16 protein-coding genes are annotated in these 16,201 nt (G+C 72.4%); 4 read left to right on the top strand and 12 right to left on the bottom strand.

The genetic code is table 11. The features are described 5' to 3' along the window. Positions 1-54: 54 nt before the first annotated feature. Positions 55-1,053: a LacI family DNA-binding transcriptional regulator gene (locus tag BUB97_RS16225; protein WP_073136592.1), complete on the top strand. Its 999-nt coding sequence runs from the start codon at positions 55-57 to the stop codon at positions 1,051-1,053. Between the two features lie 57 nt (positions 1,054-1,110). On the opposite strand, the gene BUB97_RS16220 is transcribed toward BUB97_RS16225, so the two are convergent. From BUB97_RS16220 to BUB97_RS16170, 11 genes are read right to left on the bottom strand one after another with little or no spacing between them, the layout of a single operon-like run. Further along, positions 1,111-1,710, bottom strand: a complete 600-nt coding sequence (locus BUB97_RS16220; protein ID WP_073136590.1) for a glutathione S-transferase — start codon at positions 1,708-1,710, stop codon at positions 1,111-1,113. Next, complete coding sequence (locus tag BUB97_RS16215; protein WP_073136588.1) at positions 1,707-2,492, bottom strand: SDR family NAD(P)-dependent oxidoreductase; 786 nt, start codon at positions 2,490-2,492, stop codon at positions 1,707-1,709. The genes BUB97_RS16220 and BUB97_RS16215 overlap by 4 nt, the downstream gene beginning before the upstream one ends. Then, complete coding sequence (locus BUB97_RS16210; protein WP_073136586.1) at positions 2,489-3,265, bottom strand: SDR family NAD(P)-dependent oxidoreductase; 777 nt, start codon at positions 3,263-3,265, stop codon at positions 2,489-2,491. The genes BUB97_RS16215 and BUB97_RS16210 overlap by 4 nt, the downstream gene beginning before the upstream one ends. Then, positions 3,262-4,965: an FAD-dependent oxidoreductase gene (locus BUB97_RS16205; protein WP_073136584.1), complete on the bottom strand. Its 1,704-nt coding sequence runs from the start codon at positions 4,963-4,965 to the stop codon at positions 3,262-3,264. Before BUB97_RS16205 ends, BUB97_RS16210 begins: the two co-directional genes overlap by 4 nt. Next, positions 4,965-5,705, bottom strand: a complete 741-nt coding sequence (locus tag BUB97_RS16200) for an SDR family NAD(P)-dependent oxidoreductase (protein ID WP_073136582.1) — start codon at positions 5,703-5,705, stop codon at positions 4,965-4,967. Before BUB97_RS16200 ends, BUB97_RS16205 begins: the two co-directional genes overlap by 1 nt. Positions 5,706-5,707: 2 nt before the next feature. Then, the gene (locus BUB97_RS16195; protein ID WP_073136580.1) at positions 5,708-6,424 is read right to left on the bottom strand and encodes an ABC transporter ATP-binding protein; all 717 of its coding nucleotides are present in this window, start codon (positions 6,422-6,424) and stop codon (positions 5,708-5,710) included. Further along, positions 6,417-7,181, bottom strand: a complete 765-nt coding sequence (locus tag BUB97_RS16190; RefSeq protein ID WP_073136578.1) for an ABC transporter ATP-binding protein — start codon at positions 7,179-7,181, stop codon at positions 6,417-6,419. The genes BUB97_RS16195 and BUB97_RS16190 overlap by 8 nt, the downstream gene beginning before the upstream one ends. Further along, positions 7,174-8,160, bottom strand: coding sequence for a branched-chain amino acid ABC transporter permease (locus BUB97_RS16185; RefSeq protein ID WP_086062255.1), 987 nt, complete (start codon positions 8,158-8,160; stop codon positions 7,174-7,176). Before BUB97_RS16185 ends, BUB97_RS16190 begins: the two co-directional genes overlap by 8 nt. A 2-nt stretch (positions 8,161-8,162) precedes the next feature. Then, positions 8,163-9,065, bottom strand: coding sequence for a branched-chain amino acid ABC transporter permease (locus tag BUB97_RS16180; protein WP_073136676.1), 903 nt, complete (start codon positions 9,063-9,065; stop codon positions 8,163-8,165). A 25-nt stretch (positions 9,066-9,090) separates the two neighbouring features. After that, on the bottom strand, positions 9,091-10,299 hold the full coding sequence (locus tag BUB97_RS16175; protein WP_217659687.1) for an ABC transporter substrate-binding protein: 1,209 nt from the start codon (positions 10,297-10,299) through the stop codon (positions 9,091-9,093). Positions 10,300-10,337: 38 nt separating this feature from the next. Then, positions 10,338-11,102 (bottom strand): SDR family NAD(P)-dependent oxidoreductase, encoded by a 765-nt coding sequence (locus BUB97_RS16170; protein WP_073136574.1) that lies wholly within the window; start codon positions 11,100-11,102, stop codon positions 10,338-10,340. A 68-nt stretch (positions 11,103-11,170) separates the two neighbouring features. Here BUB97_RS16170 and BUB97_RS16165 point away from each other — a divergent pair, with 68 nt between their 5' ends. Beyond that, positions 11,171-11,899, top strand: a complete 729-nt coding sequence (locus tag BUB97_RS16165) for a GntR family transcriptional regulator (RefSeq protein ID WP_338141786.1) — start codon at positions 11,171-11,173, stop codon at positions 11,897-11,899. Between the two features lie 31 nt (positions 11,900-11,930). Here the strand turns inward: BUB97_RS16165 and BUB97_RS16160 are convergent, their stop codons facing one another. Beyond that, the gene (locus tag BUB97_RS16160) at positions 11,931-13,022 is read right to left on the bottom strand and encodes an alpha-hydroxy acid oxidase (RefSeq protein WP_073136572.1); all 1,092 of its coding nucleotides are present in this window, start codon (positions 13,020-13,022) and stop codon (positions 11,931-11,933) included. 116 nt (positions 13,023-13,138) lie between these two features. Here BUB97_RS16160 and BUB97_RS16155 point away from each other — a divergent pair, with 116 nt between their 5' ends. Further along, positions 13,139-15,631, top strand: coding sequence for a heavy metal translocating P-type ATPase (locus BUB97_RS16155; RefSeq protein WP_073136570.1), 2,493 nt, complete (start codon positions 13,139-13,141; stop codon positions 15,629-15,631). Then, positions 15,628-16,020, top strand: coding sequence for a Cu(I)-responsive transcriptional regulator (gene cueR, locus BUB97_RS16150; RefSeq protein ID WP_073136568.1), 393 nt, complete (start codon positions 15,628-15,630; stop codon positions 16,018-16,020). Before BUB97_RS16155 ends, cueR begins: the two co-directional genes overlap by 4 nt. Positions 16,021-16,201: the final 181 nt, after the last annotated feature.

Below are 16,201 nucleotides of genomic sequence, written 5' to 3'. Positions count from 1 at the left end.
GCTCCGCTAGCTTGGCCCGCGGCAGCTCAGGGACCAGACGGAAATGGAGAGCGCATGACGACCGTGCTCGATGTCGCGAAGCGCGCGGGCGTCTCCTCGGCCACCGTCTCCCGCGTCCTCAATGGCCGGGAGACGGTGAACAGCCAGGCACGGGAACGCGTTCTCGCAGCGGCGCTGGAACTGGGCTTCCAGCCGAACCGCATGGCCCAGGGGCTGCGCAGCGGTCGCGGCCGCAGCGTCGCGCTGCTGGTCGGGGATATCGAGCAGAACCTCTATTCCGCCCTCACCAAGCATGTGCAGGCCGCCCTGGGCCAGATCCGGCTGGACGTGCTGCTCTACAACCTCAACCACAGCGCGGACCGCCTCCGCAGCTTCCTCGCGCTCGCGCCCTCTCTCGGGCTGCGGGGTATTTGCCTCGCCACCACGGACCGTATTCCGCCGGAGCTGGACGCCGCCCTGGCGGAGCTCCAGCGGAGCGGCCTGATCATCCTCTCGCTCGCGCAGCGCCTCGATGAGCGCGGCATCCCCTCCATCGTGCATGAGGAATTCGCGGCCAGCCGGCTGGGGGTGCGCCGGCTGATCGAAACCGGGCGGACCCCGGCGATGTATGTGGGCCGCATCAACAGCTCCGCCCTGGGCGCGGAACGCTATCGCGGATACCGCGCCGCGCTGTCGGAGGCGGACCAGCCCCTGCGGCGCGACCTCGTGCACGACGCCGTCTTCAGCTACGAGGCCGGCTATGACGCCATCCAGCGAAGCCTGGACGCCGGCACGCCCTTCCGCGGCGTTCAGGCCGGAAGCGACGTGATCGCCCTTGGCGCCATGGCCGCGCTCCACGACCGCGGCCTGCGCGTGCCGGAGGACGTGGCGGTGATCGGCTTCGGCAATGCGGACTGGACCGCCCATATCCGCCCGGCGATGACCACCCTGAGCGTGCACCACGAATCCACGGCCACGGCCGTGCGCTCCGCCTTCGAATCGGCCGAGGCAGGGGCGGAGGTTCCGATGCTGGTGACGATCGCGCGCAGCCTCATCATCCGCCAGTCAGCCTGAGGCGGCACGCGGCCCCTCACCCCGTCGGACCCGCCCCGGCCGTATCAGGGCACCGAATCAGGGCGCCGAAGCGGCCATGGAAGGCCGCCGGCCGAACTCCGCGTACCAGCCGGCCAGGGCGTCGCGGCCCCCGCGCCAGTCCAGATCGGGAAAGCGGAAGTCGAGATAGCCCAGGGCGCAGCCGAGCGTGATGGTGCCGATATCCACCCGCCCCCGCAGCGACGGCGCCCATTCCTGCATCCGGTCGAGCGCAACCGCGATCTTGTCCATCTGCCCACCCACCCAGGGCTCGAAGCGCGCCTCGGCCGGCCGCACCACGGCCTCGTAGCGGGCCAGCAGGGCGGCATCGATCAGCCCGTCCCCCAGGCTCTGCTCCACCAGCGCGCGCCAGCGCCCCGGCCCGGGCGCAGGAAACAGCCGCCCCCCGCCCGCCACCGCATCGAGATATTCGCAGATCACCCGGCTGTCGTAGAGCACCGTGCCGTCATCCGCGAAGAAGGTGGGCACCTGGCCCAGCGGGTTGTCGGCCACGATCACGCGGTCGCGCTCCACCGGATGCGCCTGGCTCGGCAGCCGCTCGACCTCCAGCCCCAGCTCCTGCGCGCAGACCATCACCTTGCGCACGAAAGGCGAGGCGGGGGAAAAATAGACCTTCATGCGGGCATCTCCTGGGCGGGCGGGCGCAGCGCATGGTCGCGCCCCTGCCGGTGGGTGAGGAATCCGGCGGTGAGCCCGCCATCGACATCGAGCACGGTGCCGTTGACATAGCCGGCCTCCGCCGAGAGGAGGAAGGCGATCGCGGCCGCCACCTCCTCCGGCCGCGCGAAGCGCCCCATCGGCGTGCGGTCCAGCATCACGCCCTCGCGGAACGCGGCGGGCACGCCCTGGGTCAGCATCGGCGTGTCCACGCCGTTCGGCGCCACGGCGTTCACCCGCAGGCCCCGGTGCCCCCATTCCACCGCCAGGCTCTTCACCAGCCCGATCAGCCCCCATTTCGAGGCCGCGTAGCTCGCGCGCGCCGGCTGGCCGCCGCGCCCGGTGATGGAGGCGATGCCCACCATCGCGCCGCGGCCGCGCGCCAGCATGGCCGGCGCCGCGGCGGCGAAGCAGTGGAAGCTGCCGGAGAGATTCACGTCCAGCACGTCCTGCCAGTCCCGCGGCGCCATCGCCTCGGCGGGGGCGGAACGCGCAATGCCGGCCGCGGGAACCACCGCCTCGATCGGCCCCAGCTCCCCCTCCACCCGCGCCACGAACCCGTCCAGCGCGGTCCGCTGGCGCACATCCAGCGCCGCCGTCAGCACCGGCACGCCGAGGGAGAGCGCATCCAGCGCCGCACGGTCCGCATCCACCGCCGCGATGGCGTAGCCGTCCGCCGCCAGCCGCCGCGCGACCGCCAGGCCGATCCCCCGCCCCGCGCCGGTCAGAAGCGCGACCCTCACGCCCCCTCCCCCGCCGGCTCCGGCATGAACTTGGCCGAGGACCAGCCGCCATCGACCGGCAGCACCACCCCCGTGACGAAGGCCGCCTCGTCGGAAGCCAGGAAGCGGCAGGCGCGCGCCACCTCCTCGGCCCGCCCCGGCCGGCCGAGCGGACAGTTCTCGATCATCATCCGGCGGAACCAGGCATTGCCCGCCAGCCTCTCCCGCGTCAGCGCCGTCTCGATCAGCCCCGGCGCCACCGCGTTCACGCGGATGCCGTGCCGGCCGTATTCGGTGGCCAGCTGCAGCGTCAGCCCGATCAGCGCCGCCTTGGTCGGCGCATAGCCGCTGCTGCGCGCCGCCCCCACCAGCCCGAAGGCGGAGGCCATGTTGATGATGCTGCCCCCCTCCCCCGCCGCCACCATGGCCCGGATGGCGGCGCGGCAGAGCGCGAAAGGCGCCGCGAGGTTGACCGAGAGGTAACGCTGCAAGGCCGCGTCATCCGTCTCCAGGATGGGGCGCGCATCCCCGATCCCCGCATTGTTCACCAGCACCTGCGGCGCGCCCCCCGCCGCGCGGCAGGCCTCCACCACCGCCTCCCCGGCGCCCGGCGCGGCAAGATCGGCCACCAGGGCGCGAAACCTGGGATGCGTCGCCAGGCTGTCCGGCGGCGGCTCGCGGTCCGCCCCGATCACCACCGCGCCCGAGTCCAGGAACAGGCGCGCGATCGCAAGGCCGATCCCCGCGGAGCTGCCCGTGACGATCGCGCGCCGCCCCTCCAGCGCGCCGCTCATGCCGAAGTTCCCCCGGCGGCGGCCGCCAGCTCCCGCCCCGCCACATAGCCGAAGGTCAGGCCCGGCCCGAGCGTGATCCCCGCACCGGGATAGGTGCCCGCCATGACGGAAGCCGCGTCGTTGCCGCAAGCGAACAGCCCCGGCACCGGCTCGCCCGCCTCGTCCAGCACGCGGCTGCGTCCATCCACCCGCAGGCCGGAAGCGGTGCCGATATCCCCCGGCCAGACCTGCACCGCATAGAAGGGCGCGGCCTCGATCGGGCCGAGGCAGGGATTAGGCCGGTGCGCCGGATCGCCGAGATAACGGTCATAGGCCGAGGCGCCACGATGGAACTCCGGGTCCTCCCCGCGCCGCGCCGCCTCGTTCATCCGCGCGACACTCTCCGCCAGCGCAGCGGGCGGCACGCCGATGCGCGCGGCCAGCGCGCCGAGATCCGTCGCCTCGATCAGATAGCCCGCCCGCACCAGCGCCCGGGGCGAGGATCCCGGGCGCAGCATCCCCAGCCCGTAGCGGCGCAGGAAGCGCCGGTCGCAGACCAGCCAGGCCGGCACGGCGCCGGCGCGGTGCATGCCCTCGACAAAGCCGTGATAGGAGGTCGCCTCGTTCACGAAGCGCCGCCCCGTGCCGTCCACCGCCATCAGCCCCGGCTTCTGCCGGTCGGTGACGAGATGCGGAAACACCGTCTCCCCGCCATCCGGGCGGCGCAGCACCGAAACCGGCGTCCAGAAGGCGGGCCCCGCCCCGGCCTCCTCCATCGCCGCCCCCACCGCCCGCGCCAGGGCGATGCCGTCCCCCGCATTGCCCTCGGGCGACATGGAGCGATGCACGGCCGCATGCGGCATCCGCTCCGCCCGCATCGCCGCGTTGCGCGGAAAGCCCCCGGTGGCAAGCACCACGCCCCATCGCGCCCCGATCCGGCACGTCCGCCCCGCCTCCTCCACCACCACGCCATCCACGCGGCCCCCGCGGCGGCGAAGGCCCGTCACCGTCACCTGCCGCCGCAGCACCACCCCCGCCCGATCCGCCGCCCAGAGCAGATGCCCCGCCAACGCGTTGCCCAGCACCAACCGCGTGCCGCGCCGCCAGCGCAGCCGGTCCCGCGCATGGCGGGCCAGCAGCCCGGCGGCATGGCGGAAAGCCTGGGCGCCGGACAGCGGGCGCAGCAGGGAATCAATGTCCTTGCGGTTCACCATCATCCCGCCGAGGGCGAGAAATATCGGCAGCGGCGGCCGCAGCGCCTCGAAAAGCGGCCCCAGGCGGCGTCCGTCGAACTCCGCCGGGTCCATCGCCCGCCCGCCCGGCATCCCGCCCTCCCTCTCCGGCTGGTAGTCCGGGGATACGGCGCGGGCGATCAGCCGCAGCCCCGCCTCCCGCTCCAGGAACCGCACCATCTCCGGCCCATGGTCGAGAAAGGCCTCGATCCGCTCGGGCCGGAGGTGGTTGCCCAGCGCCCCGCGCAGATAGGCCATCACCTTCTCGCGGCTGTCCTCATGCCCCAGCTCAGCCATGCCGGGATTGGAGGGAATCCACACCGCACCGCCGGAGACCGCGGTGGAGCCGCCGAAATACCCCGTCTTCTCCAGGAGCAGGACGGAAAGCCCCGCCGCCCGCGCCGTGATGGCGGCGGCCAGCCCGGCGGCACCGGAGCCCAGCACCACCACGTCGAAACCCTCCTCCGCCGCCTCCAAGCGCCCGTCCATCAGAAGCCGAAGCCCCCGCCCAGGGACTTGCCACCGTCCACCAGCAGCACCTGCCCCGTGATGCCATCCATCCCCGGCGCGGCGAGGAAGGAGACGGCGTTGGCGATGTCCTCCGGCCGGCTCGCCCGGCCGGTCGGCTGCAGGGCCAGCTGCTGCGCCAGCCGCTCCGGCGTCAGCGCGCGCAGCATCGGCGTGTCCACCAGCCCCGGGGCGATCGCGTTCACCAGGATGCCGCGCGGCGCCAGCTCCATCGCCATGGCACGCGTCAGCCCGACCACCGCCGCCTTCGAGGCGACGTAATGCGCGTGGTTGCGCGCGCCGAGGAAGGCGCGGGAGGCCATGTTGACGATTTTCCCGCCCGCCCCCATCCGCCCGATCCCGTGCCGGCTGAGCCGAAACAGCGCAATCAGGTTCACCTCGTAATGGCGGCGGAAATCCTCGGCCGAAAGCTCCAGCAGCGGCCGCTCGTCGAAGATGCCGGCGTTGTTCACCACCGCATCCAACCGCGGCAGCCGCCCCACCAGCGCCTCCACCGCCGCCTCGTCGCGCAGGTCCAGCGGCGCCGCCTCGGCGGAGCCGCCCTCCGCCCGCAGCGCCGCCGCCACCGCCTCCGCCCGCTCGGCCGCCATGTCGAGGGCGACGAGGTGAAAGCCATCCGCCACCAGCCGCCGCGCGATCGCCCCCCCGATCCCGCCGCCCGCGCCCGTGACGACCGCGACCGGCCTCTCCCCTGCCGCCATCCCTAATGCCCCCCGAGATAGGCGTTCTGCACCGCCCCATCCGCCGCCAGGCTGGCCGAGGGGCCGTGATGGGCGATCTCCCCGTTCTCCAGGATGTAGGCATAGGAGGAGCAGCCGAGCGCGACGCCGACATTCTGCTCCACCAGCAGGATCGTCGTGCCGTCCTCGTTGATGCGGCGGATGATCCCGAAGATCTGCTGCACCAGCAGCGGCGAGAGGCCGAGCGAGGGCTCGTCGAGCAGCAGCAGCGCCGGCCGGGCCATCAGCGCGCGGGCGATCAGCAGCATCTGCTGCTCCCCGCCCGAAAGCGTGCCGGCGCGCTGCCGGTAGCGTTCCCGCAAAACGGGAAAATAGGCGAAGGCCCGCTCCACATCCTCCGCCACGCCGCGCGCGTCGCGCCGCAGATGCGCGCCCAGCTCCAGGTTCTCCCGCACGCTCATCTCGCGGAACACCTCGCGCCCCTCCGGCACCTGCGCGATCCCCGCGCGCACCACCTCATGCGAGGCGCGGGCGGCGATGGAGGCACCCCGGAACAGGATCTCCCCCCCGGACTGCGGCACCAGGCGGGAGATGACGTTCAGCGTCGTGCTCTTGCCCGCCCCGTTGGCACCGAGCAGCGCGACGATCGCCCCCTCCGGCACGGAAAGGCTGACATGCGAAAGCGCCTGGATCCGGCCATAGGCGGCCGAGACGTCGCGCAGCGACAGCAGCTCAGGCATGGGCGGCCTCCTGCCCCAAATAGGCCTCGACCACGAGCGGGTCGCGCCGCACCTCGGCCGGCGTGCCCTCCGCGATCCTCGCGCCGAAATTCATCACCGTGACGCGGTGCGAGATGGCCATCACCAGCTGCATCACATGCTCCACCAGCAGCACGGTCAGGCCGTCCCGCTCCACCAGCTCGTTCAGGAGCCGGTCCAGCGCCCCGATCTCGCGGTTCCGCAGCCCCGCGGCCGGCTCGTCCAGCAGCAGGATCCGCGGGCGGATCGCCAGCGCCCGCGCCAGCTCCAGCATCTTCTGCCGCCCGAAATCGAGCGCGCTCGCCTGCGCATGGCGGAACTCCGCCAGCCCGACGCGCTCCAGCAGGTGCTCCACATGCCCGATCACCGCCGGCGGGCGCGCGGCCAGCCGCTCCCGCAAGCCGCCGCCGCAATGCACATGCGCCCCGATCAGCACGTTCTCCAGCACCGAAAGCCCGCCGAACAGCTCCAGGTTCTGGAAGGTTCGCGCCACGCCAAGTGGCGCCAAGTCCTGCGGCCTCAGGCCGGAAACGTCCCGCCCCAGCACGCGGATGCGCCCCGATGTCGGCCGGTACAGCCGCGAGATGCAGTTGAAGGTGGTGGACTTGCCCGCGCCATTGGGCCCTATCAGCGCGTGGATGGTGCGCGGCCGCACCACCAGGGAGAGGTCGTTCACCGCCACCAGCCCGCCGAAGCGCAGGGTGAGGTTCTCCACCTCGATCATCGGAGCCTCAGACATGGCCGCGCCCCCGCACCCAGCGCGACACGGCGGGCGCGAGGCCCCGCGGGACGAACATCATGAAGAGGATGAGGATCAGCCCATAGGTCATCTCCTGCACCGCCGGCGCCTGCCGCAGCAGCTCGGAGATCAGGCCGAACACCACCGCGCCCAGCAGCGCGCCACCCGTGGAACCCAGCCCGCCCACCACCACCATGGTCAGCACCGTCATCGTGGTCTGGAAGCCCAGGCTCTCGGGATGGATGTAGGTGGAGAAGGTGGCGAAAAGCCCGCCCGCCACCCCCGCGTAGAAGGCCGAGAGAAGGAAGGCCATGATCTTCACGCGCCGCACGGGAATGCCCATGGCCATCGCCGCCACATCGGATTCCCGCACGGCGCGGAAAGCCCGGCCGAGGCGCGAGCGCGAGATCACCACCGTCGCCCCCAGCATCAGCAGCGCGACGCCGAGCACGACCGGATAGGCCTGCTTGTCGTTCAGGATCTCCACCCCGAACAGGGAGGAAGGCGGGATGCGCAGCCCGTTCGGCCCGCCCGTCACCGGCTCCCAGTTCAGGAAGAGCCACTGCATGGCCTCACCGAAGGCGAAGGTGGTCAGCGCCAGGTAGATGTCGCGCATCCGCAGCGCGATGGTGCCGATCACGCCGCCCAGCAGCGCCGCCACCACTCCGGCCAGCAGAAGGCAGCCCACCAGCGGCAGCCCCAGCAGCTTGTTGCCGAGCGCCGCGGCATAGATGCCGATTCCGTAGAAGGCCGCATGGCTAAGCGAGAACTGCCCCGCCTCCCCGATCACGAGGTTCAGCCCGAGGCTGAGCACCACATAGACCAGCAGCACATTCGCCACATAGACCACATAGCCCGAGGTGAAGACCGGCAGCAGCGCCAGGGCGACGACCGCCGCGACGGCGGGGACCAGCAGCCCCAGCCGCAGGTTGGAGGAGGCGCGCGCGGGCAGCGCCGCCACGGCCTGTTGCGGGGGCATGCTCATACCTTCCGCATCTGCGGGCGGCCGCCCAGCAGCCCCTGCGGCCGCAGCACCAGCACCGCCATGATGGCGAGGAAGGGCGTGACCACGATGGCCGAGGCGGAAACGAACAGCCCCACCAGATTCTCGGCGATGCCGATGATGAAGCCCCCCAGCACCGCCCCCGGCAGGCTGTTGAACCCGCCCACGATCGCCGCGGCGAAGGCCAGGATGGCCACATGCCCCATCTCCGGCGTCATCAGGATCTTCGGCGCGATCAACAGCGCGCTGATCGCCGAGACCAGGCCCGAAAGCCCCCAGACGAAGGCATGGGTGCGCCGGATGTCGATGCCCACCAGCGCCGCCGCCTTGGGGTTCATCCCCAGCGCGCGCATGGCGCGCCCCGCGCGGGTGAAGTTGAACAGCAGGAACACCGCGGCCATTACCGCCACCGCCGTCCCGACGATCGCGAGGTCGAGCCGCGTCAGCATCGCCTGCCCGATCTGCACCGGATCGGTCGAGACGAGGGAGGGAAAGGAGCGCGGCGTGTCCCCCAGCCCCGTCTGCCGCACCAGGCCGCGCAGCAGGAAGGAGAGGCCGAGCGTCGCGATCACCAGGTTCACCGGCTCACCCAGCGCCTTCTTCACCCGCCGCAGGATGCCCGCCTCGAACAGCATCATCCCCGCCACGGTGAAGAGCAGCGCGGCGGGGATCACCACCCACATCGGCAGGCCGTAGAACACGATCAGGAACAGCGCCGCATAGGCCGCGACCATGAAGACCTCGCCCTGCGCGAAGTTCGGCACCTCGGATGTCTTGAAGATCATCACGATGGCCAGGGCGAGCAGGGCATAGACGCTGCCGGAGACGATGCCCGAGGCGATGCCCTGCTGGAGGAAGAGAAACAGCACCTCGCTGTCCATGGCGTCCACCCCTGCCCTTCCGCCGCTACTCGAAGCGCCAGTCGCTGGCGAAGCTGCCGGGCACGCGCTCCATCGTGGCGCCGTCATACTTGATGTAGATCGCGGCCTGCTGGGCGGCGCGGTTGCGCGGGCCGAAGCGGATCGGGCCGGCCATCACCCCGCTGTCGAAATCCAGCCCCTGCAGCGCGGCCAGGAACTTCTCCCGCGTCAGCTCCGGCCCCGCCGCCTCCAGCGCGCGGGTGACGGACATGGCCGAGGGCAGCCCATAGGGCATGTAGACCTGCGGCCGCCCCTCCTGCGAGGCGAGCTGCGGATAGGCTTGGCGGTACATGTCGTACACCCATTGCAGCCGCGCGCTGCCCGGCAGGTCGGCCAGCACCTCCTGGATATAGACGTTGCGGAACGCCTCCGGCCCGCCGCCATTGGCCACCATCTGGCGCAGGTCGGCCGTGGCGTTCACCGCCACCACGATCGGGCCGCGATAGCCCAGCTCCATCGCCTTGCGGATGATGAGCGCCGCGGGCCGCGCATAGGTCATGATGACCAGCACCTCGGGATTGGCGGCGCGCAGCCGCACCATCGGCGCCGTCACATCCGTGATGTTGGGGCTGATCGACTGCACGTTCAGCCCCGCCCCGCGCCGCTCCGCCTGGAACTTCGCCGCGTTCAGGTTCCACGCGCCATAGGCGTCGTCATGGTTCACATAGGCGATGCGGCGCGCGTTGAAGTGCCGCGCCGCGAACTCCACCGCCGACCCGCCGGCCGCGTGCTGCGAGATCGAGAAGGCGCCGTAGATATAGTCGTTGGGCGGGAACAGCGCGCCGTCGCCGGAAGCGTTCAGCATCACCAGCGGCACCCGGTTCCGCACCACATAGTCGCTGGCCGCCACCACCGCGGCCGAGCAGGAGCCGCCGTTCAGCGCGAAGACGTTGCTCTGCTCCACCAGCTTCTTCACCGCGGCGACCAGGTCGTTCGCGTTGCAGCGGTCGTCCTCCACCACGGCCTCGATCTGCCGTCCGTGGATGCCGCCCTCGCGGTTGATCTTGTCGAACCACATGCGGGCGGCGTTCAGCACGTCCTGCCCATAGGCCGCGCTCGGCCCCGAAAGAGGCGCGAACATGCCAATCCGCACGCGGTCCGGCGTCACGCCCACCTCCTGCGCCAGCGCCGTCAGCCCGCCCGCCATCGCCAGCACACCACCGAGCAGTGCCGCCCGGACCGATCGCATTCCCATCTTCTGCTTTCCTTCTGTCTTGGACGTTGCGCGGGACGCTATTGCATCCGGTATCCACCATTCACGTCGATCGTCACGCCGGTGAGGTAAGACGCCTCGGCCGAGGCCAGGAACCGCACCGCCCCGGCCACGTCGCCCGGGGTGCCGATCCGCCCCAGCGGGATATTCGCCGCCGCCTTCGCGTCATCCGCCGCATCGAGCGAGAGCCGCAGCATTGGCGCGTCGATCAGCCCCGGCGCGACGGAGTTCGCCGTGATGCGCCTCGGCGCCAGCTCCCGCGCCAGCGCCTTCGTCAGGCCGAGCACCGCGGACTTGCTGGCGATATAGGCGGCGCTGGAGCGGTATCCGCCGAGCTGGGCCGCGACCGAGGAGAGGGTGACAATCCGCCCCGTCGGGTTCTCCACCGGCGCGCGCCGCACATATTCGCGGCAAGCCAGGAAGCAGCCGGTCGCGTTCACCTCCTGCGTCCGGCGCCAGTCCTCCAGACGCGTCTCCGCCACCAGCGGCCGGTCGCCACCCGGCGCGAAGAGAAGGATGCCGGCGCAGGTGACGAGAATGTCGATGGGCCCGAGCGCCTGCTGCACCCGCTCGAAGCCGGCGGCCACCACCGCCTCGTCGGTCACGTCCATGGCCAGGCCGAGATGCCGCCCGGAGGGCAGCGCGGCCGCCACGCGGGCCGCCGCCTCCGCGTCCAGATCCGCCACCGCCACATCCACCGCATCCGCCGCCAGCGCCGCGGCAATGGCCGCGCCGATCCCGCGCGCGCCACCCGTCACAAGGGCGGTCCGCCGCCTTCGTTCCATCACGTTCTCTCCCTGCTCCCGGATGGGGAGCTGGGCCTGTTCAAACCGGCCCTCTTAGGATTGGATACATGAGGGAGGGCTCAATGGCAGGTCAAGACCGTTTTCCGGCCCAGGACGCCGAAATTTTATCCAATCCCCTACGTCGCACAGAGGGTGAGGAAGCGACGGCCATCCTGCGCGAACGTGTGCTGAACGGCGATCTCGCGCCGGGGGAGCGCCTGCACCAGGTCCCACTCGCCCTCTCTCTTGGCGTTTCGCGCACGCCGCTGCGGGAAGCGCTGGTCAACCTCGCCCAGGAAGGCTTGCTCGAGTACGAGGCCAACCGTGGATACACGGTGCGCCGCTTCGGTATGGAGGACATCCAGCAGGCCTATGCCGTCCGCGCCCGGCTGGAAGGCTTCGCCTGCTGGCTCTGTGCTACCCAGGGCCTGCCCGAGGCGGCGGCGGCCCGGCTACGCGCCTGCCTCGAAGCCGGCGACCGCATCCTCGCCGCCGGCACGCTGACACCCGAGGGCCTGCCGCCCTACCGCGCCATGAATGTAGAGTTCCACGAAACCCTGCTCGCCTGCGCCGAGAACCGCTTCGTGCGGAGCTTTGTACACCAGACCCAGAACGTGCCCATGGCCTCCGACCGCCTCTTCGTCTGGGAGGACCACGCCATCATCCGCCGCTCCCATGACGACCATCACCGCATCCTGCGCGCCATCCTGGCGGGCCAGGGCGAAAGGGCCGAGGCGCTGATGCGCGAACACGTCACCTTCGCCTGGGAGGTGCTGCGGGACCTGCTGCGCCGCTGATCCGGCGGAACGCGCGGTCCCGGCCCAGCCCTCACGGCCCGCGCCAGATCACCCCCGGCCCGATGGCGTCCAGCGTCGGGCAGCCCGTCTGCACCATCGCCACCTCCAGCTCCGTGCGCAGCAGCTTCAGCACATGCGCGACCCCCATGGCGCCCGCCACGGCGAGCCCATGCAGCACCGGCCGGCCCACCAGCACCGCCTGCGCCCCCAGCGCCAGCGCCTTCAGCACATCCGTCCCGCGCCGGATCCCGCCATCCATCAGCACGGGCACCCGCCCACCCACCGCCTGCGCGATGCCGGGCAGGGCGTCGATCGTGGCCGGCATCGTGTCCAGCACCCGCCCCCCATGGTTGGAGACGATGATGCCATCCACCCCCGCCCCCACCGCCCGATCGGCATCGGCGGGGGTCATGATCCCCTTCAGCAGCACCGGCAGCCGCGCCGCCGCCTTGAGCGCCACGATGTCCTCCCAGCCCGCCGCATGCTCCACCGCCCCGAAGATCTCGCTTTCCCCCGTCGCGGGGGGCGGCGCGGCCGCCCCGCGCAGGTTCACGGAATCGATCCCCGGCGGCAGCCGGAACCCCAGCCGCTGCTCCCGGTTCCGCAGGCTCACCGGCGCATCCACCGTCACCACCAGCGCCCCATAGCCCGCCGCCTCCGCCCGCCTCGCCAGCCCCAGGGTGAAGTCCCGGTCCGGCTGCACATAGAGCTGGAACCACGGCGCCTGCCGGGCCTGCGCCGCGATGGCCTCCAGCGGCAGGCTCGCCTGCGCGCTCACCACCATCCCGCTGCGCGTCGCGGAGGCGCCCAGCGTGGTCGCCACCTCGCCGTCCCGATGCAGCAGCCGGTGCCAGGCGCTCGGCGCCACCAGCACGGGGTGCTCGAAGTCCTGCCCCAGCAGCCGCAGCCGGGTATGGGCGCCGCGCATCGGCACCAGCACCCGCGAGGCCAGCCGCAGCCGCTCGAACCCCGCCCGGTTCTCCCGCAGGGTCAGCTCATCCCCCGCCCCGCCCCCTACATAGGCCCAGGCATTCTCCCCCATGCGCTCCCGCGCGGGCTGCTCGTAATCCGGCACGCAGACGATGCCGTCCGGAATGGGGTCGAAGCCGGTGGATGCGGACATGCCCCCGGATTAGGGCGGAACGCGCCGCGCCGGAACCGGGCTTTCGCGCGGGCGCCCCTCCCCTTGACCTTCCCATGATGGGAACCCCCATCTGAGCGGGCAAAGGATCACCGCCGATGCCCGTCGCCACCGCCACCCGCCTCACCCTCCCCGTCGAAGGCATGACCTGCGCCTCCTGCGCCGGGCGGGTGGAGCGTGCCCTCGCCGCCCAGCCCGGCGTCACCGGCGTCGCCGTCAACCTCGCCACCCATCGCGCGACGGTGGAAGGCGAGGCGCTGAACACCGCCGCCCTGCGCGGCGCCATCGCCCGCGCCGGCTACGAATCCCCGCTGGAGACCACGGAGATCGGCGTGGAGGGCATGACCTGCGCCTCCTGCGCCGGCCGCGTGGAGCGCGCCCTCGCCGCCCTCCCCGGCGTGGAGGAGGCGGCGGTGAACCTCGCCACCCACCGCGCCACCCTCCGCCACGCCCCCGGCACGCCGGACCGGACCGCCATGGAAGCGGCCATCCGCCGCGCCGGCTACGAGCCCGCCCCCGGCCCGGAAGCCCATCACCACGCCCATGCCGGCCATGCCGCCCATGCGACTGGGGATGCCGACCCGCACGCCCACCATGCCGGCCCGCCCGGCGCGGGCGAGGAAGCGGGGCTGCGCCGCGACACCCTCATCGCCCTCGCCCTCGCCGCCCCCCTCTTCCTCATCGAGATGGGCGGCCACCTCATCCCCGCCCTCCACCACGCCGTCAGTGGCCCCGTCTGGAACGGCCTCCAGCTCCTCCTCGCCTCGGCCGTCCTCTTCGGCCCGGGCTGGCGCTTCCACCGCATCGGCTGGCCCGCCCTGCTGCGCGGCGGGCCGGAGATGAACAGCCTCGTCGCCCTCGGCACCCTCGCCGCCTGGGGCTACTCCGTCATCGTCACCCTCGCCCCCACCCTCCTCCCGGAGGACCAGCGCCACGTCTATTTCGAGGCGGCGGCCGTGATCGTCGCACTCGTCCTGCTCGGCCGCTGGCTGGAAGCCCGCTCCCGCGGCCGCGCCTCCGCCGCCATCCGCCGCCTGCTGGACCTCCAGCCCGCCACCGCCCGGGTGGAACGCGACGGCACGGAAGCCGAAATCCCGGCGGCCCAGCTCCGCGAAGGGGACATCCTCCGCATCCGCCCCGGCGAGCGCATCCCCACCGATGCCGAGGTGCTGGAGGGCGAAAGCCATATCGACGAATCGATGGTCACCGGCGAATCCCTCCCCGTCCGCCGCGGCCCCGGAGACGCGGTGGTCGGCGGCACGGTGAACGGCGCCGGCGCCCTGCGCCTGCGGGCCACCGCCGTCGGCGCGGGCACCGTCCTCGCCCGCATCACCCGGCTGGTCGAGGAAGCCCAGGGCGGCAAGCTCCCCATCCAGGCCCTGGCCGACAAGGTCACGCGCGTCTTCGTCCCCGCCGTCATGGCCGTCGCCGCCCTCACCGCCCTCGGCTGGCTGGCGGCCGGGGCCGGCACCGCCCATGCGCTGGTCGCGGCGGTGGCGGTGCTCATCATCGCCTGCCCCTGCGCCATGGGCCTCGCCACCCCCGTCGCCGTCATGGTCGGCACCGGGCGCGGCGCGGAACTCGGCGTGCTGTTCCGCCGCGGCGCCGCCCTGCAGGCGCTGCGCGACGTCACCACCATCGCCATGGACAAGACCGGCACGCTGACGGAAGGCCGCCCGGCGCTGACCGACCTCATCCCCGCCCCGGGCTTCGCGGAGGCCACCCTCCTCCCCCTGGTCGCCGCCGCCGAATCCGCCAGCGAGCATCCGGTCGCCGAGGCCATCCGCGCCGCCGCCGCCGAGCGCGCCCTGCCCATTCCCGCCGCCACCGACACCCAGGCCATCCCCGGCATGGGCCTGCGCGCGATGGTCGGCGGGCAGCGCGTCGAGGTCGGGGCGGACCGCTTCATGGCCTCGCTGGGCCTCGACGTCTCGCCCTTCGCCGCCGAGGCCAGCCGCCTCGCCGATGCCGGCCGCACCCCGCTCTACGCCGCCATCGACGGGAAGCTCGCCGCCATCCTCGCCGTCGCCGACCCCATCCGCCCGACCACCGCCCCCGCCCTCGCGGCGCTCCGCCGCATGGGCCTCACCCTGGCGATGGTCAGCGGCGACAACCGCCGCACCGCCGCCGCCATCGCCCGCCGCCTCGGCATCGAGCGGGTGGAGGCGGAGGTGCTGCCGGAGGGCAAGGTGGACGCCATCCGCCACCTGCGCGGCGCGGGCCGCCTCGCCTTCGTGGGGGACGGCATCAACGACGCCCCGGCGCTCGCCGCCGCCGATACCGGAATCGCCATCGGCACGGGCACGGATGTCGCGATCGAAAGCGCCGATGTCGTGCTCATGTCGGGCGACCCGCGCGGCATCCCCACCGCCATCGCCCTCAGCCGCGCGACGCTGCGCAACATCCGCCAGAACCTCTTCTGGGCCTTCGCCTACAACGTCGTCCTCATCCCCGTCGCCATCGCCGGCCTCCTCTCCCCCGTCCTGGCGGCGGCGGCCATGGGCCTCTCCAGCGTCTTCGTCGTCGGCAACGCCCTGCGCCTGCGCCGCTTCACGCCACCTGACATCACCGCCCCGGAGACACGCGCATGAAGATCGGCGAAGCCGCCCGCGCCTCCGGCGTCACGGCGAAGATGATCCGCCACTACGAGGCGATCGGCCTCCTCCCCCCGGCCAGCCGGAGCGAGGCGAACTACCGCGACTACGGGGAAGCCGAGATCCACGCCCTGCGCTTCATCCGCCGCGCCCGCGACCTCGGCTTCTCGCTGCACGAGATCGCCAGCCTGCTCGCCCTGTGGGGTGACCGCCACCGCGCCAGCGCCGAGGTGAAGCGCCTGGCGCTCGCCCATGTGGAGGCGCTGGAGGCCAAGGCCCGCGACCTCTCCGCCATGGCCGCCACCCTCCGCCACCTCGCCGCCCATTGCCACGGCGACTCCCGCCCGGACTGCCCCATCCTGGACGAGCTCGCCCGCTCCAATTGAGCCCCACCCCAGGCTTCCGCCCAGCGAATCCCCTTTCATGGGGATTCACATGTGTTTGTGAAGAGCCTCACGCTTGAGGCGCGCCGGGAAGGATGCTGAGACAACTCCCGCAGGTTGCAGCCCGCGGGACCGGTCATGCCCGCAGGCCCCGCGACCTCGACCCCATGACCAGCCCGAGCAT

Source organism: Muricoccus roseus, assembly GCF_900141905.1.
Lineage (GTDB): Bacteria > Pseudomonadota > Alphaproteobacteria > Acetobacterales > Acetobacteraceae > Roseomonas > Roseomonas rosea.
This window is presented reverse-complemented; position numbering and strand designations above follow the sequence as displayed.